The organism is Thermoactinomyces sp. CICC 10523 (assembly GCF_016055105.1).
In the GTDB taxonomy this organism is placed as follows: domain Bacteria; phylum Bacillota; class Bacilli; order Thermoactinomycetales; family Thermoactinomycetaceae; genus Thermoactinomyces_A; species Thermoactinomyces_A daqus.
Genome location: NZ_JAECVX010000004.1, coordinates 227,448 through 249,079, shown reverse-complemented (window position 1 = coordinate 249,079; position 21,632 = coordinate 227,448). Strand labels below are relative to the sequence as shown.

Sequence of the window (21,632 nt, the reverse complement as noted above, 5' to 3'; positions counted from 1 at the left end):
GGATTATCGGGTATTAGCACCGGTTTCCCGGAGTTATCCCCGTCTTGCGGGCAGGTTGCCCACGTGTTACTCACCCGTTCGCCGCTGGGTCCGATCCCGAAGGATCTTCCCCCGCACGACTTGCATGTATTAGGCACGCCGCCAGCGTTCATCCTGAGCCAGGATCAAACTCTCCGATAAAGATCTAGCTCAAAAAGAATCAACAGGTCATGCTTCACTCTTTAGTTTTCAAGGAACACATTGTTGTTTTTTCATTTGCGCCGCTCATCAGCGACAAGGTTTATACTAGCATAAACCAAAATCAGAGTCAACACCTTTTTTATTATTTTTATCTAAAGCAAAATCATTTTTACGGCCGCGAGATAGAGCAGGCCGGGAATGCCAAGAAAACCCGTAATAAAGGCGGTAACCGGATTAATCGCCAAATGGAAATGAAATGTTTGTCCAAAAAAATTAACCACAAACAGAACAATTCCACCCATCACGGTGTATAACAGACCCAGCCAAATCCATTTGAGCGGTTCTTTTACCGAACGGCTTACCGCCATAAAAAAAACAAGTCCTGCGGCGGCCAATAAAATCCACCACTTCGCTTCCAGCATCTCGCTCCCTCCCCGGTATCAAAAAGGGTACAAGCTACTTTTATCTGTACGAGCCCAAGAGAGAATTTATGCTAAGCATGGGTGAAATAATCAAACATGACAGAGACCGTGTTATTTAAGATATGGAACAAAATCGGAGCCCACAGCTGACCGGTCCACTGCCGGAGCCCTCCCAAAATGAGCCCCAGCAAAAAGAGTGGCACAAACAGCGTCACATCCAGGTGAAACAAGGCAAAGATTCCGGCCGAAAGAAAAAGACCTCCCCAAGCTCCGATCGCTTTTCCAATACAGCTCTGCAGGAGGCCGCGAAAGAAAATTTCCTCCGCCAACGGCCCGATCAAGCCAACCATCCCCCATTGCAGGGCCAGTCCGTACCATCCCATTTGCCCTGCGTGATGAATTCCCTGACTGATGCTGTCCTCCCGCCATGATGATAATTCCAGCGAAAAAAAATGAGCGACCGGTTCCGTGATCCATTGATCCATTACGAAAAACACCAGCAGATAAATGCCCGCCAAAACCAATGGCATCGTCCGCCAAAATCCCGGATGAGGGCGGGTTAAGCCAATCTCCGCATACCACCCCCGAAAAAGGAGACACGTGCCCATCAGCATGAAAACAAACGGAAGATAAGGAAAGAGGAGTTCGTTTAAATGCTGCTGCCAGGAAACCGGCCAGAGGGAGACCGATACTGAAGAAATCAGCGAGGAGACTTCAATCCAGGCGGTAAAATAAGCGATATCCATCGCGCTGATCGCGCTTTGTCCGGCGCGTCGTTCCCGTTCAAAACGCGTCAAAAATCCCAAAAGGAGAAAGAGAATGACTCCAAAGAACGAAGTCACCGAATAGAAAAAATACATTAACAGCAAAAAAGGGGTGTCCGGTTGCCCCGGCAAAATCATCCACGTCCCTTTTTCCGTATGCACCCAATCCATCGTGGCAAATTGCAAAGGAATCATCATGAAAAAACATCCGCACAACACCCATGCCAGCCCGTTCCGAAACCGACCCGTCCAATAGCGAAATCCCATGTTTCCACCCGCTTAAACAAAAGTAAAAAAGCGACACATCTCGATTTAAAGAGTGTCGCTTTCATACATATGCGGCAGAAGGACAAATTAAACCTCCCGTCTTCCTTCCAGCGCTTTGGTCAGAGTCACCTCATCAGCATACTCCAAATCTCCGCCGACCGGGAGACCATGGGCAATTCGCGTTACTTTTAACCCAAACGGTTTAATCAGGCGGGAGAGATACATGGCCGTCGCTTCTCCCTCAATATTGGGATTGGTCGCCAGGATCAATTCCTGTACCGTTTCATCCTCCAGGCGTTTTAACAGATCGGGAATCCTCAGATCTTCCGGGCCGACCCCTTCAATCGGGGAAATGGCTCCATGCAAAACATGGTACAAACCGTTATATTCCCTCGTCCGTTCCATCGCCATCAGATCTTTCGTATCCTGCACCACACAGATGACGGAACGGTCCCGTCCCTTATCGGAACAGATATAGCAGGGATCCTGGTCTGTGATATTGCCGCAGAGGGAACACTGGTGCAAATCCCGTTTCGCCCGCATCAGCGCCTTTGACAGATCCAATACGTCATCCTCTTCCATGGTTAGCACATAGAAAGCCAATCGCTGTGCGGTTTTGGGCCCGATCCCGGGCAAGCGCATAAATCCCTCAATCAGCTTCGATATCGGTTCAGGCACATACAAGATTCGCCACCCCTAGCATGACCGTCAGAATAAACCGGGTATGTTCAAACCGCCGGCAAATTTGCCAAGATCTTTGGCAACCAGCTCATCAACTTTTTTCATAGCTTCATTAAAGGCAGCTGTAATCAGGTCTTGCAGCATCTCCACATCATCCGGGTCGACAACATCCGGAGCGATTTCCACAGCCATGAGCTGTTTATGTCCGTTCATTTTCACTTTGACCACACCGCCGCCGGCTGTCCCCTCCACTTCTTTCTGCTCCAGTTCCTGCTGTGCCTTGGCCATTTCTTGCTGCATTTTTTTCACTTGTTTCATCATCTGATTCATGTTGCGCATCATCATGATTCGCCTCCCATACATTCATTTGATAATTTTCACTACATCTTCCCCAAACAACGCGATCGCTTTGCGAACGACATCTTCATCCTGTGGAACTTCCAAGGCCGAAGCCTGTTCTCCTTCCGGAGCATTTTTCACATGCGCTTTCATCGCTTTCCAATCAGCCAGCATCACCGGTTTGAGGCGGTATGCGGTTCCCGTCATCTGCGACAGAATGGTTTCGATCAGTTCCCTGTTGCTCTCTTTCTCTATTGCTTCGCGATGTATTTTGCTTTTGAAGGCGAGAATCACCGTATCCCGCGTCGCAGCAACCGGATCGCCGTTGATCAGCCAGGCATGAACCGTGATTTTTTCTTTTTTGACGCGATGCAGGAGCTCCGGCCACACCTTTTTGATCTGGGCAAAAGACGCATCGGAAAGCTGTTCCGCCCAATTTCCGCCCAAAGGAACCGACGCAGCCTGGGAACGGGATTTTTCGCCGGCATCGGCCCCCTTGCCGCTTTCCCTGTTTCCCTTTGGCACCGGCTCAGGAGGTGCGTTTTTCAATCTCTCCAACATGGCCTCCAGCTGCTTCATCCGCTGCTCCAATTTTTCCACTGCAGGCACTTCTGCCAGCTCTTGCTTTTTCCGGCGCGCACTCAAACGGACAAACGCCATTTCCAACAAGATCCGCGGATGGGCCACCCATTTGATCTGCTGCTGATAATGAATCAATTGGTCCATCATTTCGGAAATGCGGTCAGAACCCAGGCGCTTAGCCAGATCCGATGCATGCGGGTCAGCGGCGAAGTAACTGATTTCATCCAGATCAGGAGCAGTAAGGTACAACAGCATATCACGACAAGTATGAATGAGATCCTGTATCAGTTTTTCCGGCTCCATTCCCGAGGCAATCGCTTCTTCCAGGCGTTTCAGGGCTGATGCCGGATTTTCCTGCTCCAGATCTTCCAGGATGCGAAACATTATTTCTTTCGGGGCCGCTCCGGTCACCTGAATCACCGCTTGCTCATCCAGACGTTCCCCGCTGAATGCCAAAACTTGATCCAGAAGGCTCAGCGCATCCCTCATCCCGCCATCCGCCGCACGCGCGATTGCCAACAGCGCACCGTTTTCATACGGAATCCCCATCGATTCACAAATGAATTTCATGCGGCTGACAATCTGTTCAAAGGAAAAACGCCGAAAAGAAAAACGCTGGCAGCGGGAAATGATGGTCGGAGGGAGTTTATGCGGCTCCGTGGTCGCGAGAATGAAGATCACATGGGGCGGAGGTTCTTCCAGGGTTTTCAGAAGGGCATTAAACGCCTCGGTCGTCAACATGTGAACTTCATCAATAATATACACTTTATATCGTACTTCTGTGGGAGCAAATTTTACCTTGTCCCGCAAATCCCTTATTTCATCAACACCGCGATTGGATGCGGCATCGATTTCAACAACATCCATGATGGCTCCTTCAGTTATCCGCCTGCATGCCTCGCATTCATTGCAGGGTTCAGGAGCCGGCCCGTGTTCACAGTTCACCGCTTTCGCCAGAATCTTGGCCGCACTCGTTTTTCCGGTGCCGCGCGGCCCATGAAAGAGATAAGCATGGGATAAATGCTGTTCCCTCAATGCGTTCATCAGCGTTTTGGTCACATGCTCCTGACCGACCAGATCCTCAAAGCGTTGCGGTCTCCATACTCGGTATAAGGCTCGATAGGACACACCCAACACTCCAGCCTTCCCCATTCGGGGTTGATTAATGGTCTTTATTATCATACTACACTGAAATTCTTTTTTCCAAAAGAAACAAACCCATCACGCAAGCGGATGCTCGTCATGACCTGTCGATAAAAGTCAGGCGGGAGAGGAGCAAACTGTCCGGTCATCGGGAAATCGGGGAAAAAAGGCACACCCCCGGCATGCAACGCCATTTCACACTTTCACGAACAAGAGAAAAAGGGCTTCTATCTTGAAGAACTTGTACATATCCATTTCTAGAAGAGTCTGGTTAAGGTTGGTCATGCTGCTATGGATAATAAAAATTTGAGATTGATAGCCTATTTGAGCGGACTGGTCATCAAATCATTCGGCATCTCGCTGATGATTCGCTCCCATCTGGGGACGGGGTCGTGGGATGGCTTTTATGTGGGAATGTCCAACCGCTTTGGTTTGACAGTGGGTTCGTGGCTGATCGTCATCGGCATTTTCCTGATCTTGCTCAATTCATTCCTCACAAGCAGCAAACCTGATTTTTTTTCCTTGATTACTGTTTTCATCCTCGGATTTTGCATCGATTTTTGGCTCGGTCTGCTCAATCACTGGGGGGTAAATCCGGACAATCCGGTGCAGCAGGTGCTGGTCTTTTGGGCAGGTCTCCTGTTTACCACCTTCGGAATGTCCACTTATGTCCAGGCCCGATTTGCCCTCACCCCGGTTGACCAGTTCATGTATGCCCTGCATCAGCGCTTTGGCTTCAGCCTGATGGTTTCCAAGACGATCGGGGAAGTGATCGCACTCGCCTTCGCCATCGTCCTTGAAGGGCCGGTCGGGCTCGGAACAGTGATTTTCACGTTCCTGTGCGGACCGCTGATTCAATTTTTCATCCCGATGATCGAACGGCTGATGTTCGGATAAGCCCGGGAACATTCCCGTGTTCGGCATAACCCGTGGATGCAACATTTTTCAAAACCGGAAAGGGAAGAAACACAACCCGGCTGCAACAAACGTTACAGAAAAAGAAACCGGGCATGAAGTGAAGGAAAAAAAGCGATATTCCCGCTTCTTCCCTTTCTCTTCATGCCCTTTCGTCATGTTTTCCATTCACGCTCTCGCTCTCCCTTCCCTAAATCATCAGCTATCAGCGTAAACTCTCGAGCTCACCAGGGGAAGGGTGACTTTTGCTACCGTCCCTTTTTCATCGGAATCGACTTCGATCTCCCCTCCGATCTCATGGAGAATCTGTCTGCAGATCGGGAGCCCAAGTCCGGTTCCGTTTTCTTTTGTCGTAAAAAAGGGTTGAAACACCTTCTCCAAAATATGTCCGGGAATTCCCGGGCCCTCATCGGCAATCTCCACTGCCATCGTCTGTTCCGCCTCATCGGTATACATGCTGATCGTCAGCCGTCCTCCTTTGTTCATCGCTTCGATTGCGTTTTTGCACAGATTGAGGAAAACCTGTTTCAACATTTCTCCATCGGCAATCACCAGCGGAATCGATGACAGGCGTCGTTCAATCACTACATCGACGTTATGGAGGAGAGCCTCATTTTTGATGATGGGCAAAATTTCTTTCAACACCTTGGATACGCTGATGGCACGCAAATCTGCGGGACGGGGCTTGCTGAGCATCAGAAATTCCCCGACCAGATTGCTGATGCGGCTGATCTCTTTCAACATGATATCGATATAGCCATGTTCCTTCTGCTGCCCGTTTTCCTTTAATTTGTGCCCTATCACTTGCAAAAACCCCTTGATCGCTGTTAACGGATTGCGAATCTCATGTGCGGTTCCAGCTGCGATTTGTCCAACGGTCGCTAAACGATTGTTGCGCCTTACCTGCAGTGACAAGGAACGTTTTTCCGTCACATCCTCTATAACCACCATTTTCCCTTTTAATCCACTCTCACCATCATCAAAGCCTTGAATTCTCAGGAACAGATAGCGAATTTCTTCATTTCCGTTCCACTCCACTTCCGCCTGACGCGGTTCATCCCCCTTGGCCAGCAACATTGAAAGCAAACGTTCCCGTTGCCGGTGGCTGATCTCCGACCGGGTAATCACTTCCTGGAAAGAACGGTACAATACCTTTGCCCGGTCACAACTCAACAGCTCGCTTGCCGCCAAATTCATCTCCATCACGTTTAAACCGTCGTCAAGCAATACCACTCCCAGATGGATGTGTCCAAATAGTTGGGCGGCCAACCGTTCAAATGGTGTTACAGGATAAAATGTATACAAATGGCAAGACTGGTGATCCTCATTCCCTGCTATTTGCTTTATGTTCATATTAATCATAATCGCACCGCCACATCGTAGCTTCCCTTTTCCATCCTCTCGCTTCAAATCGCAGCAACGAGTTTGGGGTCGGACAATACGCCGGAAGAATGGCTGCCAATCTACAGTGCTGACCCGCGATCATCCAAACTCTCGACAAATCACGTTCCTTTCGCGGGAACGAAACGTGCGGGCACTTATTCACCTCCTCAAATCAAAAACCACATACCTACCAAACCAATCTTCACAAATATTTCTAATTCTTTATTCGCCTTTCTCCTTTTTCTTCCTTCTCCGACAAGAAAATTTTCCAAAAACATCCAAACAGAGTGCCAGGGTGAAAAAACAACCGTTTCGGCCCTCAAAACAAAAAACCGACGCCTGCGGAATACAAGCATCGGTTTCTTTATCTCACCTATGTAACCGCGCACCTATCTCCGACGCATTTTGCCCGAGCGGACCCTGAACCTACGACTCGGATCAGGCACCCCTGCGGCACACGGGAATTCTTCCTTAGTGCTGCTTCCGTCAGGACCTGACACGGTTCAGAAGCTCTCGTTGCGCAGGACCCAATCGTCAACACCGGCGATTCAGGCCAAACCTCGCACAAAATGCGCCTCGGATAGGAATTCAACCCCGTTAAGGCGGATTACGGGTAACAGGGCACCGCCAGCTCCCCATCTAGCGCGGTGACTCCATCATAACACAAAACAGATGTTTGCACAACGGGAAGGAAAAAGTTCTCCGGCCCATTTTTTGAATCAGGCCGCACCCTTCTTTATAATAAAGCTTAAAAGGAAATTTCACAGAAGGTGATCGGATTGTCTCTGAGGCAACTCAAAAAGCAACCCCAGGCAGCCCGTTTTTTATTGCAGGCGATCGCCAAAGGCCGCGTGGCCCATGCCTATTGTTTTTTCGGTCCGAGCGGGACGGGCAAAAGGGCGATGGCACTCCAGTTCGCCAAGGCACTCAACTGCGAACAGCCGGAGGAATACGATGCCTGCGGACGCTGTCCCTCCTGCCTGAAGGTGGAGCACGGGAATCACCCCGATGTCGTCACCATAAAACCGGAAGGGTCCGTAATCAAAATCGATCAATTGCGCGCGCTGCAAAAACGTTTCCGCTACAGCGCCCCGCCCGGGACAACGCGGGTGGTGATCCTGGAGCAGGCTGACCGGATGCGGCAGGAAGCAGCAAACAGCCTGCTCAAATTTTTGGAAGAACCGGTCTCCCCGATGGCGGCAATCCTGGTGACAGAAAATATGCAAGCCATATTGCCGACGATTTTATCCCGTTGCCAGCATGTACGGTTTGCGGAGCTTCCCCCGAAAGAAAAGGAAAGCGAACTTTTGGACAAGGGAATCGCCCCGGACGCGGCCCGCATTCTGTCTTATCTGCCGGAGGAATCCGCCCGGCTTTATGAAGCGGAACCGGATACATTCCCTGCTCTCTGCCAGAAGGTAATCCAGTGGAGCCAATCCATTCTGTCCGGAAAATCCGACGCGTATCTCACCCTGTCGCAACCATGGCTGACGGATGAACTGGCAAACAACCGGCTGCCGCTGGTACTTGACCTGCTGCTCCTGTGGCTGCGCGAATTGTTGAACAATCAGATCGGGCAAACGGATCCCGTCTTCGTCCCCTGGCAGAAAAAGGTGCAGGAACAAACTTATCTGAAACCCGCTTCTTCCTTGATCACCGCAATGGATAACGTTCTGATCGCCAGACGCCTTCTGCTGAAGAGCAGCGTTCAGCCCCTGACAGCCCTGGAGCAGATGGTGTTATCCACCCAAGCAGAAAAAGTGAGCACCGAAAACGGATGGCAATTGATTCCGTTATGACGAACCGGTTCCGATCTCCGGTTCTTTTTTATATCTTTTTAAGCGCGCATACAGTTGTCATTTATCCGGAACTCATGATTATCAACAAACACAATGATCTCAACCCGCCGGAATCACCCGCTTGCTTTCCAGTGTAGCCAAGTATGAACGGCAACTGTAATATTAATACTGCCGTTGTCGTTTCCATTAAGTTTGCAAGAGAGTTACGGGGCCCTCTCATGGACAAATTTTTGAAAATCACAGGAAAATCAGCTGATCCATTCAATGCCAATCGGGAATGAATGGAAATATAGCAGAACGTTGAAATCGCCGGGTTCGATGGTATATGGAGGAGTGTTAATCATAAATATGGATGTGATAGTTGCCTGTGTTTTTATTCTATTTGTTTTCTCCCAGCCTTTTGCAGTATCTGGTTATATTGAGTATCAGCTTATCCGTGGTGATACTGAAGAGAAAAGACAGAAGGGCTTTAAGATATTAAAAATAAACTGTGCCATCGTCAGCATCGTTGCTGCTTTTCTGCTCTTGGGTTACTTCTTTACCGAAGATGATTCATCATATATTCTGGCCACTATCTTCATTATGTTGCTTGGTCATCTTTATCACGCCTACCCCACGCTGGTGCGCAGATCGCCGACCCCGTTCAAGGATGTAGCAGTTCCCGGTGTCAGGAGCTTCTCTAAGAAGGTTTGTTTGGTTTGGGGGATCTTGCTGCCTCTTTCCTGGATCATACATAAAATTATCTATTAACAGGCATTATTTTTTAATGTCCGAAGAAACGATAACTCTTTTAGATTCTTCGATTTGCATGCCCCATTTCAAACCGCGGAATATCCGGTACTATTTTTCGTGTATCTGCGCGGCTTCCAAGCCCTTGTTTTGATACAAAAAAAGAGCTGCCCGGTGTAAATCGGGCAACTTTATTTATTCCTGGGGAAACAGAATTTGGTTGGCATCATTTATTTATTCGAAAGATCAAGCCATTTTATGACCTCATGAGCGAAAAGATCAGGACATCAAAATGTGTTAGTCATTCACAATGGTTCAAGCGAAGATTACATCGGAATTGCCGATGAAAGAAAAAAGGATTCTTGCGAAATTGAAGCAAGAATCCTTTTCTTTGGAGTGCATGGCCGAGCGGCTTGTGATGTCCCCTTGTCACCAACGTTTCAAACGTCAGCCGCGGGACGCCACTCCCGCATTTTGCCATGCTTTCCAAAATGGAAGCTGAACATTTCACCAGTGCCAAATTATGCCGTTTTTTTCCGTTTCACCGGAATCGGCCCGAACAGCTTATGATCCAGCCAGCGGATAAAGAGAGCGACCAAGGTCCCGACCACGATTCCGGACAGCACATCCGTCGGATAATGATGCCCCACCCAAATGCGGGAGAATCCGATCAAAATCCCCAATATGAACAGAGAAATGCCGAGCTTCCGGTTATAACCCCAAAGCGCAACGGCAATCGAGATCGCTCCGGTCGTATGGTCGCTTGGAAACGATGCGTTGGGATCATGTTGGAGCAACAAATGTACATCGTGGGGATGAGCCACAAACGGGCGCTGGCGATTATAAATCAGCCCGATCACGAAGTTGAGCCCCATCGCAACTGCAACCGTGGCAAAACCGTTAATCGCGGTCATCCGGGTGGACGAACGCAGAAGCAGGATGACCAAAATAAGCACATACAGATAAGGACCAAATTCTGTCAATCCCATAAACAGATAATCAAGAAGAGCATTCTGTCCTGCCAAACCGTTAATCGCTTTAAACAACTGAAAGTCCCAAGCCACAGAAGTACCTCCTTTAGCCCCGCGTATGCCTGTATAAATTAACACCATTATAAAGAAACTGTAAAGGAAATCATATGGAGAACTTTAGACCAATTCAGCAAACCACCAGCAACTCCCCACCGACTTCACAGAAATGTAAAACATGAGTTGCACCGCTCCGGACCCTCTGAATGACCAATCGAATCAAACTATAAATTTTTACGATTAAAATTATAATATAAAAATCGAATAACTTATGAACATTTTTGGACACCATTTCTCCCCGGCTTCGCAAAACCGATTTCGCCAATTGATCAAAACTGAAAAACAAAAGAATATACACAGTCCTCCTTCGTTTTCATCTCCTTCTCCCTGCCAAAGAACCAGTGCCCTTCTGGCCATCGACAATCAATTCTATCTATTTTTATCTTATATAATAAAATACTCTTTAAAATTATAAACAAAAATCCTATGTATCATCCGTCTGTATTTTTAGATTATTATGATGGATTAACTGAAAAAAGAGGGAGAAAGGAGCAAAATAAAGGGTTGTTTGGAAATGAAAGGGTTAACAGGCATAAAAAGAAAACCCGGCCGATCAAGAGGGCCGGGGATCTCTTTTCTGCAAGCGGATGATCTTTTATACTGAACTGGAAATGAAGTCACATATCCGGGGTTTTGAGGGGACATTCCTTGTGCGCTTTCCTCATTGCGTTACCAAATGGATCGGGAAACTTTTAAGAGATTGACCTGTGGCCGATTCAACCAAATGTTCCGTGACCTCAAATCCGTCGACCAGTTGAATATCAGCAAACTTCTTCACAAACGTAGTCAAAGCGATGTTTGCTTCCATCCGGGCCAGCGGGGCACCCAAACAAAAATGCGGGCCTGCCCCAAATGTGAGATGCTGTTGATTGTTTGCACGATGGATGTCAAACTGTTCCGCGCGGGCAAATTGGGATTCATCCCGGTTGGCGGCAGCAATCCAGGCCACAACCATTTGCCCTTTCTTCATCTTGTGTCCAAACACATCGGTATCCTGTGCCACCTTGCGATCCATGGCGATCGGAAAGCGGAAGCGCAACACTTCCTCAATCGTCCGGGGAACCAAAGACAAGTCGCTGCGCAGCTCCTGATACAGGCCCGGACAATCCACCAACAGGGAATAAAACACATTGGAGATCAGCGTGGTCGTTGTTTCATTCCCGGCGGCCAACAGGCCCCTGCTGATCATGACCACCTCTTCATCAGTCAACGGTTCATCCTCATAATCAACACGGATCAAATCCGAAATAATGTCGTCTGCCGGATTCTTCCTTTTTTCCTGCACGATCGGATGCAGATATTCATGAAACTCCTTCATGGCCCGGGCTTTTTGTTCAATGAGGTGATCATAGGTTTCGGCTGCATACGGGAGGAAGAGAATATCCGACCAGGCTTTAAACAACTGACGGTCTTTGGAAGGGACGCCCAGCAGATCGGCGATGACAATCACCGGAAGAGGAATTGCCAGCTTTTGAACGATATCGACAATCGTTTGCCCTTCCATCTCAGCGATCAGTTCATCGGCAATGGCCTGAATGCGGGGGGCCCATGTTTGCAAACTGCGGGGGGTAAACGCTTTGGCAACGAGCGCACGTCGTTTCCGATGTTCCGGAGGATCTGAAAAGTTGAGATTGGTGCGGCTGTTGTTTCTGGGAACAGGAATCAAACTTCGTTCTTTCCGGTTGGAAAAAAGGTGGTGGTCAAACAAAACGCGCTTGGCATGATCATATAAGAACACATTCCAGACATCTTGCTCGGCATCGTAATAAACGGGCTGCTTCTCCCGCATCTCCTTATACCACGAAAAAGGTTCCCATTGCTCCTGCTTTGATTTCAGCTTTGATATTTCATGTAAGAGAATGGTTTCATCCATCGTGTTCACAAAAATCCCTCCCCTGTGATCAACCTCTTACATATGTTAAATTAACATATATACAAGGCAAGGGGAACCCCATTGCAAAAAATTCATAAAAAGGTGATCCCAAATGTATGTTGAGCTTCTCATTTTGGAACAGCTTCTGTCAGGCCCCAAGCACGGATATGAAATAAAGAAAAACATTCAAGAAGCGTTAGGGGAGTCTTTTGAAATCAATAACAATTTGTTGTACCCGGCTTTGCGCCGCTTCCTGGAAATGGGGGCGATCTCCAAGGAAGTGGTTAAGCCCGAGGGCAAACCAAAACGCCATATCTATCTCCTGACCGATGTCGGGGAAGAAATTTTTTGTGAGATGATTCGCGATTTTCCTGATAGGTTAGCCGCAAGCCAAGCCGAATTTATGGTGAGAGTGGCTTTGTTCAACCGGCTTGATCGCGACATGCAATTTGAAATTCTGCAAAAGAGGGAGGATGTGCTGAAAGAAGAACGAAATCATTTTCACCAAATCGAAAGCGCTCATTCACAAAATCCGTTCGTTATGGAAGTGGTTCGCTTCCAAAAAAAGCAGATCGAACACGAATTGGACTGGATCATGCACTTAAAACAACGGGTGCTCGATCAGGCGGCCAGCGATCCCTCAGTCAGGATTGGAAAACAAAGGCCGGATCAGCATCAATCTCCCTGTAACGATTGAACGAAGGCCGGATCCGGCCACACGGCTGATCAGCGCGTCCAAATCGTCAAGACAAAAAGCAGATGAAACCGCATCCCCGGTGTTTTGGCAAATCGCGGTAAAAACGGCAAACGTGTGCTGCTTCACAAACCGGACGATCTCATCCGCACCTGCTTGTTGCTTTCAGTGTTCCCCCGTTTGCCGGAGATGCGCCCGGTCTTTGTTGAAGCGATCGGGATACAGCAGCTTGCAGGCCCGCAACGCAACATTGAGGACCAATTTGTTTTCCGGTGACATCACATCTTCTCCCAGCAGTTCCTTGATCTTCTCCAGGCGGTAGTAAAGCGACTGTCGCGCGATAAAAAGATGCTCGGCCGCCAGCTTTTTGGAGCAATCATAATCAAGATAAACTTTCAGCGTATGGAGAAGATCGCTTCCCTTATCCCGGTCATAGGCGATCAATGGCCCCAAATACCTCTCGACAAAGGCCGGCAGCACATTTTCGCTGTCTTTCAAATTCAGGAGCAGTTGAAAGATGCCCAGTTCTTCATGAAAAAGGAATCCGGCACGATGTTCCGAATTCAGCATCAAAACCTGATTGGCTTCCTTATAGCTGTGATGGACGCCGGTAAAGCCCGGATAGGGCCTTCCCACCCCTATATTCAGTTGAAGGTCCTGCTTCCGGTCCAAATCGGCTTTTTGGATCTGTTTCACTGCTTGCTGCAATCTTGTTTTCCATGGTTTATCCGGGCGAAGATCGAAGGCGATGACGGTGATCAAGCCGTTGTTCATAGTGATGAAAACGCGAAAATGGTACTGTTCAAAAACAGAGCGGGTCATGAGCGAAAAATCGTAGCGGATAAATTCGTGCAAGTCCCAGAGCGGTTCCGGCTCTTGCGAAAGGCCGAACTCAATCAGGCAGACGATGCTGTTAAGCCCCTTCAGTTTGTTATATTCCATGCCGAGATGGCTGTGCAGTTGCTCCTCTTCAATTCTCCGCTGCAACAGATCATCCACCCACACGTGTTCAAAGTGCAGCCGCCTTTCCTCGATATACCGCTTTCTCAGCAAATCCTGGGCAATCGCCAGGGAAGACCAATCCAATATCAGATCATCATAACGATGCGGTTCGCGGTTGCAGATCATGCCGATATGGGCCCAGATTTGCCCCATTGCCTTGACCGGCTGCACCAGGATTTTTTTCTCCCTGAAGGAAAAGCGGCGCGGACGGGATTCCGGCTCGCCCGGTCCCCCATTCATGTTGAGCCGCTCACGCAAAAAGCAAAACAACTCCTCCTGCTCCCGCGAATTTTTTTCCGGAACGAGCAAAGGTTTCCCCTTGACGGGCAGAAAGATGATGGGTGACTTTGTTTTTTCGTAAAGCATGTGCAAAATGTTATACGTTCCGTTCGGCTTCAGCGTCAGGCGATGAAATTCGCGGGAAAGGGCTTCCAGGTTTTGCAGCATGTGATAATGCCGGTTGATGATAATGGAATGCAAATCCTGCGTGATATCGACGAAGCGGATTTCCTCGCGAAAAATGATCAGCGGGAAATCATGCCGGTCGGCAATCTCGATTAAGTCCGGGGGAACCGAGTGAAAGTAATACCCGAATTCCAGACAGAGGCAAGAAGCATTCTGATCAATCAACCGTTTTAAATAGGACGCGGGAGAAGCCGCGGAGGATTGAAAGGTTATCCCAGTGGACAAGATCATCTCTTCCCCGTTGATCAACGAGCCGAACTCCGATACCTCCAGTATATGTACCCAGCGAATCCGGCGGTTTAATCCTTTTTTTCCCGCGATCACCTCCGCATTTTTAAAAACAGGCCGGTTTAAAACATCCCTTACCGTCAGAACCGGTTCCAGATGCAACGCTAACCACCCCCATGCGAATTGTCCAATAAATCGCCTCTATTTTTGACATTGTGTCTAATGGAATCGCTTCAAATTTCCTTTACACTTGACTCGGGGTTAAAAACCAAATTCACCGTAAAGGGGGGTACACCCGTGATTATCGGAGTACCAAAAGAAATCAAAAACAACGAAAACCGGGTCGGACTCACACCGGCCGGGGCCGCATCCTATATAAACAACGGTCATGAGGTTCACATCGAAACCGGAGCCGGTCTCGGCAGCGGCTTTACTGACCAGGATTATATCGCCGTCGGTGCCAAAATCGTCTCCACCGCCCGTGAAGCCTGGGCCGGCGACATGGTAATCAAAGTAAAAGAACCGCTTCCGGAAGAATACGGCTATTTCCGCGAAGGATTAACCTTGTATACGTATCTCCATCTTGCCGCTGAACCGGAGCTGACCAAAGCCCTGCTCGAAAATAAAGTAAACGCGATCGCTTATGAAACCATTCAGTTGGAAAACGGTTCTCTTCCGCTCCTCACCCCGATGAGCGAAGTGGCCGGCCGCATGTCGATTCAAATCGGCGCCCGCTTCCTTGAAAAACCAAATGGCGGAAAAGGGGTTCTCCTCGGCGGTGTACCCGGTGTACTGCCGGCAGAAGTTGTGATCGTCGGCGGGGGCGTCGTAGGCACAAACGCCGCCAAAATGGCCTTGGGCTTGGGAGCAAGCGTAACCATCCTCGATATCAACGCCGACCGTCTGCGCCAGTTGGATGATCTCTTCCACGGACAAGTGAAAACCTTAATGTCCAACTCTTTCAACCTGGCCGAAGCGGTGAAACGCGCAGACCTGCTCATCGGCGCTGTGTTGATCCCCGGAGCCCGTGCACCACGCCTGGTAACGGAAGATATGGTAAAATCGATGAAACCCGGCTCGGTCATTGTTGACGTAGCCATCGACCAGGGCGGATCGATTGAAACGATTGACCGCATCACCACCCACAGTAATCCGACATACGAAAAACACGGTGTCGTCCATTATGCCGTGGCCAACATCCCCGGCTCCGTCGCCCGTACATCGACATTGGCTTTGTCCAACGTAACCGTACCATACGGACTGCAAATCGCCAATAAAGGATTTAAACGGGCTGCGCTGGAAAATCGCGCCATCGCCAAAGGACTCAACACCGTGAACGGCGAACTCACTTGCAAAGCTGTAGCCGAAGCACACGGTCTCTCTTATAAAGACGTGAATGAAGTATTGGAAAACAAAGCAGTCTTATCCTAGGATTTTAACATCTTTTGTACCGGAATCCCCTTTTTTGTTTACACCTTTTCATCTTTCGCATATAATTATTTTAAATTTAATAAGATCGATGTTTTGGAGGAGCCTGTCACCAGCAGGCTCCTTTTGCATGTTTATTGGGAGTTTTTGGCAAAACTAAAAAGGACCCTTTTTCAGGGCGAAAGGATGATTGATGCAATGAATCCTACCATACTTGCCGTTGCCATTTTCCTCATCACCTACGCCATTATTATCACGGAAAAAGCCAGCCGGTCGGCCATCGCCGTCTTCGGCGGTGCACTGCTGATCGTATTCGGAATCCTTAACCTCGATCAGGTTTTTGAAAAATATATTGAGTGGAATACCATTACGCTATTGATCGGCATGATGATTCTCGTAGGGATCGTCAACAAAACCGGCATCTTCCAATATGTTGCCATCAAGTCGGCCAAAGCGGCCAAGGGAAATCCGGTACGCATCCTGATTATCCTTTCCGTTTTCACCGCGGTCGCTTCGGCCTTTTTGGACAATGTGACCACCGTTTTGTTACTGGTTCCCGTCACCTTGGCCATCACCAATATTCTCGAATTGAACCCGACCCCGTTTTTAATCTCGGAAATTCTCGCTTCCAATATCGGCGGTACGGCCACACTGATCGGCGATCCGCCCAATATCATGATCGGGTCGGCCAATAAACATCTGTCGTTTAATGACTTCCTGCTCCATCTCTCCCCCGTCGTACTGATCATCATGATCGCCACTCTCCTGGTTCTTTACCTGATCTATCGGCGACAGCTGACCATCCCGGGGAAAAACGTGCAAAAACTGATGGAACTGGATGAAAGCGACTATATTAAAAACCCGGCTCTGATGAGAAAATCGCTCATCATTCTGGGGCTGACCATTCTCGCCTTTCTTCTGCATTCTGTCATCCACCTGGAAGCCTCGATCATCGCCATCACCGGGGCCACTCTCCTAATGATCGTGGGCTTGAACAAAGAAGAAGCGGAAGAAGCTCTGGACTCAGTCGACTGGGTCACGATCTTCTTTTTCATCGGACTGTTCACTCTGGTTGGAGGCTTGCAGGAAGTAGGGGTGATCAAATATTTGGCCGTCAAATCACTCGATCTCACCCATGGCGATATCCCTCTCACCTCGGCGCTGATTCTATGGGGATCCGGCTTTGCTTCGGCTACCATCGACAATATTCCCTTTGTCGCCACCATGATCCCGCTGATCCGGGATATTGCGGACAGCCTCGGTCTGTCCATCGATTCCCCTGCCATCAACGCCTTATGGTGGTCGCTCGCCCTGGGAGCTTGTCTTGGCGGCAACGGTACGCTGATCGGAGCTTCAGCCAACGTCGTCGTCGCCAATATCGCCGAACGGGAAGGAAAAGCATTCAGTTATTGGGATTTCCTGAAAATCGGCGCTCCGCTGACCCTGCTGTCGCTGCTGATCGCGCAGTTGTATCTGTACTTCCGCTACCTCATCCATTTTTAAAAAACGGGAAAATCAACGCCGGCAGAGGTGTCCCAGCGTTGATTTTCCCATGGCCGTTCATCTAGTATAGATAGATCATCCAACGGTCGATCTCCTTAAACCCGATCCTTTGGTAAATTCGCCCCGCCTCCGGGTTATCGTAAAAGAGGCAGAGTTCTTTTCCTTCCGCCAAAACATCGAGACATAATTTACCGATGCATTTGGAGGCCAGCCCTTGCCGTTTATATCCATCCAATGTGGCGACTCCGACTACCATCGCCGACAACGAATTTTCCGCCGCAGTTGAGGCAATCGATACCATTTTTCCATTTCGCTCTATATAATAAGTCCGCGAAACCCCTTTCTTCATATTTGTTTCCCGATCCTTCTCCGTTCCCACGTCGACGAATTCCGGGATTTGCCTGTACAGTTCCCCGATTCTGCCGATGTCCTGCAAACCGGCGCGTTTCACTTCGCGATAATCATCTTTCAACATGGCGGTGTCGCCTGTCAATTTCGCATAATGCAACTCCCGCTCCTTCACCAATCTTCTGCTTATGTAAGGATAAACCCGGCTGGTTACTGATTTCAGGCCGCTCAATAACCCAAAATCACCATCTTCCGAGATAATGGAAGCAAAGCCTTCGGCATCAAAATTTCCGGAAGCGGCATAAGGAATGAAATTTCTTTTGTACTTAAGCAGAACGGCACGCAGACGGCCATTTTCATCAAAATCGCCCCATACCTTCTGAAACTCCTGTTCATAACCAAAGGCCTCCAAATCGCCAAGGATAAAGAGATTTTCTGCGGACTTGGGCCGAAGCAATTCAAGGCACTTATCATGGTCGCGTTCGGATAATCTTCTGATCATGTAACTCCCCCTGGAATATCGCGATCAATCAATGCATCTGTCTGCGTCTGCACAGAAAGAAATTTCTGTATGATGACTCGCGATTTATCCCCTTAGTGATCACATTTCGTTTACTTTAAACAGTTTCTCCCCATTTCCGATTATTTTAGCAGATTCAAACTGTCTAAATCCATATGAAAAACAGACACCGACGGTATGCCGGTGCCTGCTGGGGCAAAACTTTTGCCTTGACCCATTTTTTTTAGAGGCGCTCACTTCAGGGAATCGAGAATATTGCGTACACTGGTGGAAAAAACGGACCCGGAGGCTGCATCCCAGTTGACCGACCAGGTCATGACCCCTCTGAATCCGGGGTATCCTTCCGGCTTCCTGAGTTTGTAGCTGCCGCCGTAGGAAATGCCTTTGACCAGATAATTTAGCGCTTTCTCGATCTCAGCCGGAGACGTATAACCTCCCGAAGGCGCTGCTGCCTGCGTCGCCGGGAGACCGATCGCAACCTGATCTTCCCTCAAGGCCGGAAACATGTTATTGGGATTGTTGGCAACAGGAAATCCGTGCAACAACATCTCCGCCATCGCAACCTGGAAATCAGCTGTTCCCTGTGTATAAGTCCGTCCGTCAAGACCGGTCATCGATCCTGAATTGTAGTGCTGAACATTGATATAGGTCAATTTGTCCCGAAGCCCGTAAATAACAGGCAGGTAGGCGCCCCACGGCCCTCCGTAGGCGGTATATCCCCCCTGGACATAAGCCGTTTCCGGTGCCATCGACAGGATAAAATCGGATCCGAAACGATCACAAAGCGTACGGACTGCCGAAATCAGATTGACAATCGCCGGTGTTTTCGGATTGCGGAAATCCGTATCGCCGCTGGCCAAGGATAAGGAACCGCCCTCAAGATCAATATCAATTCCATTAAAGCCATAGGTTTGAATCAGATTGGACATCGAGTTGATGAAGTTTTGTTTTGCCATCTCATCATTAAGCTGAATATGGCCATTGGCCCCTCCGAGCGAGATGACCACCTTTTTCCCGATGCTGTTCAGGTAGGCGATATCTGCCTTAAACTCTTCCGGAGTTGCATTGTATGGTGTAAATCCGACCTCACCGGGCGCTGCACCCGTCGGCTCGGCAAAAGCGACATTGATGACATCATATTTGGTTGATACATTTCGCAGTCGAATATTTGCCGATCCATTGTCAAAATTGTGCCAGTAACCGATAAGAAGCTTATTCCCGACACCGTCGCCGCTTACGGGGGAAGGATTGGTGGTAACCGTGACCGCATTACCTGCGGCAAAAACACCTGCGGGCAGAATGCTGAGCAGAAGCGTCAGGATCACCGCAACAGGAAACATCTTCGGCAATGCCCTCCAAACTGCAGCAAAACGGAGCCGTTTAAATCGAATCACGCAAGAACCACCCCTGTAAAACAAAATGAGAAATTACGGAAAATGCGGAAGAAAAACATCAAGTATTGGTATAGACAACCTATCAGACTCATGATTTATTATAGGGGTAATTTTTATAAAAATCAAATATTTCAACTTATCTGATGTATTTTTATCTACAAAAAATGAATTAAATCATCAACAACCCATTCCACCGTTCTTTCCGCTCAATTGTATAGACAACTCTACAAATATAAATTAGAATAATTATATATAGAATATTTTGTATTTTAAACCAGGAGGGTTGTTTCCATGGCAAAATCAGTTTTCTGGTCCAAAATGCTAACTGCCTGCATCATGATGTTGCTGGTTGGAGCCGGCACAATGACATTTGCCGCCAGTGCCTCCGCACACGGTTACATCGAGTCGCCGGCAAGCCGGGCTTATTTGTGCAAACAGGGGGTAAACACAAACTGCGGACAAATTCAGTGGGAGCCCCAGAGCGTCGAAGGACCGGGATCATTTCCGCAATCCGGCCCGCCGGACGGGCAACTCGCCGGAACCGGCCGCTTTCCGGAACTGAACGTACAAACAGAGAGCCGCTGGCAGAAAGTCACCATCCACGGGGGTGCAAACACCTTCCAATGGTACCTGACCGCGCCGCATGCCACAAAAGAGTGGAAATATTACATCACCAAGAAAGGATGGAATCCGAACAAACCCCTGAGCCGTGATGAACTTGAGCTTTTCTGTTATTACCCTGGTGACGGAAAACGGCCCCCAAATACAGTCACACATACGTGCAATGTTCCGACGGATCGCAGCGGCTATCACGTGATCTTGGGAGTCTGGGAAATCGCCGATACCGGAAACGCCTTTTATCAGGCGGTCGATGTGAATTTGGTGAACAATAATTTAGCTGCACAAAAATCGACACCCCAAAACACCGATGCCCCGATCCCCAGTATGATCAATTGGTTAAAATCTCTTTGGCCCGGTAATTGAAGTGAGCGCCACCGAAAGGGTTCTGAAAACGCCAGGCGTTCTTTAAAATCAAAACCTTTGCAACAATATGAGACACTGTGACCACGGTGTCTCTTTTTCCGTTCGGAACAGCGTTTTTTTCCGGCGATCATCCCCTGCGGTGCCGACAGCAAGCTTCTATTTCCGTTCTCGTTTTCATATTTTATAATTGTTATTGATTATGAGTACAACTCTTATAGGTGGGATGAAGATGGAACACTTTGTGACTGGGTATTTCGACGTGTTACGGGGTCGTATCCTGAAATTCCTGGAGGAAACTTCAGAAGAAGTCGCCGACCAAATGCCGCAAGGATTCAACAATACCATTCGCTGGAATGCAGGTCATATCCTGGTCGTCTCTGATGTGTTTTTCGGTTTGGAAAGTCTCCCCGCAAACTATAAAGAACTTTTCTGGCCCGGAACCAAACCGTCTGACTGGACAGGGGAAGTCCCGACGCTGGAGACATTAACTTCCCAATTGCGGGAACAAACGGCACAATTGAAAGAGGCCTTTTCCAACCGGTTGGAGGAAAAGCTGGAAAAACCCCTGAACTTCCCAAACAACCTCAACATCGAAACAGTTGGTGCGCTCTTTAGTTTCACAAACTCGCACGAAAGCCTTCATCTGGGCTATATGAATGCTTTGAAGCGGACCATTCAAGGGCAAATCTAATCTCCGCAAGCTTGATTCATGACATTCAACACGGGATGTCTCATCCCCGTTCCTGTCCCGCACGGGCGGAACTCCTGCTGCCGGCAGGCTGGCTCCCCCGTGCGTCCGACAATTCACATCTGTCAGAAATCGGCAGCACCATCCCCGTTCGGGCCAATGTAAAAGCGGGAAATCGCCCGATGACATAGAGGGAATTCAAATGGTCAAGAC

The 21,632-nt window shown here is 48.8% G+C and carries 19 protein-coding genes, 1 rRNA gene, 1 other RNA gene and 1 pseudogene; 8 read left to right on the top strand and 14 right to left on the bottom strand.

Annotated elements, in window-relative coordinates:
• The 6 genes from I8U19_RS07820 to dnaX form a co-directional block, all read right to left on the bottom strand.
• Window positions 1–180, bottom strand: a 16S ribosomal RNA gene (locus I8U19_RS07820); the annotation flags it as partial.
• A 152-nt stretch (window positions 181–332) separates the two neighbouring features.
• Entirely contained in the window at window positions 333–602 is a 270-nt protein-coding gene (locus I8U19_RS07815; protein ID WP_198055621.1) for a pro-sigmaK processing inhibitor BofA family protein, read from the bottom strand.
• 71 nt (window positions 603–673) lie between these two features.
• On the bottom strand, window positions 674–1,564 hold the full coding sequence (locus tag I8U19_RS07810) for a CPBP family intramembrane glutamic endopeptidase (RefSeq protein ID WP_198055620.1): 891 nt from the start codon (window positions 1,562–1,564) through the stop codon (window positions 674–676).
• A gap of 156 nt (window positions 1,565–1,720) precedes the next feature.
• Window positions 1,721–2,317: a recombination mediator RecR gene (gene recR, locus I8U19_RS07805; RefSeq protein WP_198055619.1), complete on the bottom strand. Its 597-nt coding sequence runs from the start codon at window positions 2,315–2,317 to the stop codon at window positions 1,721–1,723.
• A gap of 24 nt (window positions 2,318–2,341) precedes the next feature.
• Window positions 2,342–2,653, bottom strand: coding sequence for a YbaB/EbfC family nucleoid-associated protein (locus I8U19_RS07800; RefSeq protein WP_033102205.1), 312 nt, complete (start codon window positions 2,651–2,653; stop codon window positions 2,342–2,344).
• A 24-nt stretch (window positions 2,654–2,677) separates the two neighbouring features.
• Window positions 2,678–4,363, bottom strand: a complete 1,686-nt coding sequence (gene dnaX, locus I8U19_RS07795) for a DNA polymerase III subunit gamma/tau (RefSeq protein WP_198055618.1) — start codon at window positions 4,361–4,363, stop codon at window positions 2,678–2,680.
• Window positions 4,364–4,669: 306 nt separating this feature from the next.
• On the opposite strand from dnaX, the gene I8U19_RS07790 reads away from it, so the two are divergent.
• Window positions 4,670–5,275 carry a YczE/YyaS/YitT family protein gene (locus I8U19_RS07790; protein WP_198055617.1) on the top strand — a complete coding sequence of 202 codons (606 nt, stop codon included), beginning with the start codon at window positions 4,670–4,672 and terminating at the stop codon, window positions 5,273–5,275.
• 216 nt (window positions 5,276–5,491) lie between these two features.
• Here the strand turns inward: I8U19_RS07790 and I8U19_RS07785 are convergent, their stop codons facing one another.
• On the bottom strand, window positions 5,492–6,655 hold the full coding sequence (locus I8U19_RS07785) for a two-component system sensor histidine kinase NtrB (RefSeq protein WP_198055616.1): 1,164 nt from the start codon (window positions 6,653–6,655) through the stop codon (window positions 5,492–5,494).
• Between the two features lie 402 nt (window positions 6,656–7,057).
• An RNA gene (gene ffs / locus I8U19_RS07780) (signal recognition particle sRNA large type) lies at window positions 7,058–7,324 on the bottom strand.
• A 131-nt stretch (window positions 7,325–7,455) separates the two neighbouring features.
• On the opposite strand from ffs, the gene holB reads away from it, so the two are divergent.
• Both holB and I8U19_RS07770 read left to right on the top strand, forming a co-directional pair.
• Window positions 7,456–8,475, top strand: a complete 1,020-nt coding sequence (gene holB, locus I8U19_RS07775; RefSeq protein ID WP_198055615.1) for a DNA polymerase III subunit delta' — start codon at window positions 7,456–7,458, stop codon at window positions 8,473–8,475.
• Window positions 8,476–8,823: 348 nt separating this feature from the next.
• Window positions 8,824–9,225: a hypothetical protein gene (locus I8U19_RS07770; RefSeq protein WP_033102193.1), complete on the top strand. Its 402-nt coding sequence runs from the start codon at window positions 8,824–8,826 to the stop codon at window positions 9,223–9,225.
• Window positions 9,226–9,725: 500 nt separating this feature from the next.
• Here I8U19_RS07770 and I8U19_RS07765 read toward each other — a convergent pair whose 3' ends face one another.
• The gene (locus tag I8U19_RS07765; protein ID WP_052154422.1) at window positions 9,726–10,268 is read right to left on the bottom strand and encodes an undecaprenyl-diphosphatase; all 543 of its coding nucleotides are present in this window, start codon (window positions 10,266–10,268) and stop codon (window positions 9,726–9,728) included.
• A 685-nt stretch (window positions 10,269–10,953) separates the two neighbouring features.
• Window positions 10,954–12,174 carry a cytochrome P450 gene (locus tag I8U19_RS07760; protein ID WP_033102195.1) on the bottom strand — a complete coding sequence of 407 codons (1,221 nt, stop codon included), beginning with the start codon at window positions 12,172–12,174 and terminating at the stop codon, window positions 10,954–10,956.
• A 103-nt stretch (window positions 12,175–12,277) separates the two neighbouring features.
• On the opposite strand from I8U19_RS07760, the pseudogene I8U19_RS07755 reads away from it, so the two are divergent.
• Window positions 12,278–12,781: pseudogene (locus I8U19_RS07755) on the top strand (PadR family transcriptional regulator); the annotation flags it as partial.
• A gap of 243 nt (window positions 12,782–13,024) precedes the next feature.
• On the opposite strand, the gene I8U19_RS07750 reads toward I8U19_RS07755, so the two are convergent.
• Complete coding sequence (locus I8U19_RS07750; RefSeq protein WP_232330999.1) at window positions 13,025–14,716, bottom strand: PucR family transcriptional regulator; 1,692 nt, start codon at window positions 14,714–14,716, stop codon at window positions 13,025–13,027.
• Window positions 14,717–14,851: 135 nt separating this feature from the next.
• Here I8U19_RS07750 and ald point away from each other — a divergent pair, with 135 nt between their 5' ends.
• Entirely contained in the window at window positions 14,852–15,985 is a 1,134-nt protein-coding gene (ald, locus tag I8U19_RS07745; protein ID WP_033102198.1) for an alanine dehydrogenase, read from the top strand.
• Window positions 15,986–16,180: 195 nt separating this feature from the next.
• Complete coding sequence (locus tag I8U19_RS07740) at window positions 16,181–17,485, top strand: ArsB/NhaD family transporter (RefSeq protein WP_033102210.1); 1,305 nt, start codon at window positions 16,181–16,183, stop codon at window positions 17,483–17,485.
• A 61-nt stretch (window positions 17,486–17,546) separates the two neighbouring features.
• Here the strand turns inward: I8U19_RS07740 and I8U19_RS07735 are convergent, their stop codons facing one another.
• Both I8U19_RS07735 and I8U19_RS07730 read right to left on the bottom strand, forming a co-directional pair.
• The gene (locus I8U19_RS07735) at window positions 17,547–18,335 is read right to left on the bottom strand and encodes a GNAT family N-acetyltransferase (RefSeq protein ID WP_033102199.1); all 789 of its coding nucleotides are present in this window, start codon (window positions 18,333–18,335) and stop codon (window positions 17,547–17,549) included.
• A 251-nt stretch (window positions 18,336–18,586) separates the two neighbouring features.
• Window positions 18,587–19,693 (bottom strand): chitinase, encoded by a 1,107-nt coding sequence (locus I8U19_RS07730; protein ID WP_198055624.1) that lies wholly within the window; start codon window positions 19,691–19,693, stop codon window positions 18,587–18,589.
• Between the two features lie 345 nt (window positions 19,694–20,038).
• Here I8U19_RS07730 and I8U19_RS07725 point away from each other — a divergent pair, with 345 nt between their 5' ends.
• Both I8U19_RS07725 and I8U19_RS07720 read left to right on the top strand, forming a co-directional pair.
• Complete coding sequence (locus I8U19_RS07725) at window positions 20,039–20,731, top strand: lytic polysaccharide monooxygenase (protein ID WP_198055613.1); 693 nt, start codon at window positions 20,039–20,041, stop codon at window positions 20,729–20,731.
• A 229-nt stretch (window positions 20,732–20,960) separates the two neighbouring features.
• Window positions 20,961–21,422, top strand: a complete 462-nt coding sequence (locus I8U19_RS07720) for a DinB family protein (RefSeq protein ID WP_198055612.1) — start codon at window positions 20,961–20,963, stop codon at window positions 21,420–21,422.
• 40 nt (window positions 21,423–21,462) lie between these two features.
• Here I8U19_RS07720 and I8U19_RS07715 read toward each other — a convergent pair whose 3' ends face one another.
• Complete coding sequence (locus tag I8U19_RS07715; RefSeq protein ID WP_198055611.1) at window positions 21,463–21,621, bottom strand: hypothetical protein; 159 nt, start codon at window positions 21,619–21,621, stop codon at window positions 21,463–21,465.
• Window positions 21,622–21,632: the final 11 nt, after the last annotated feature.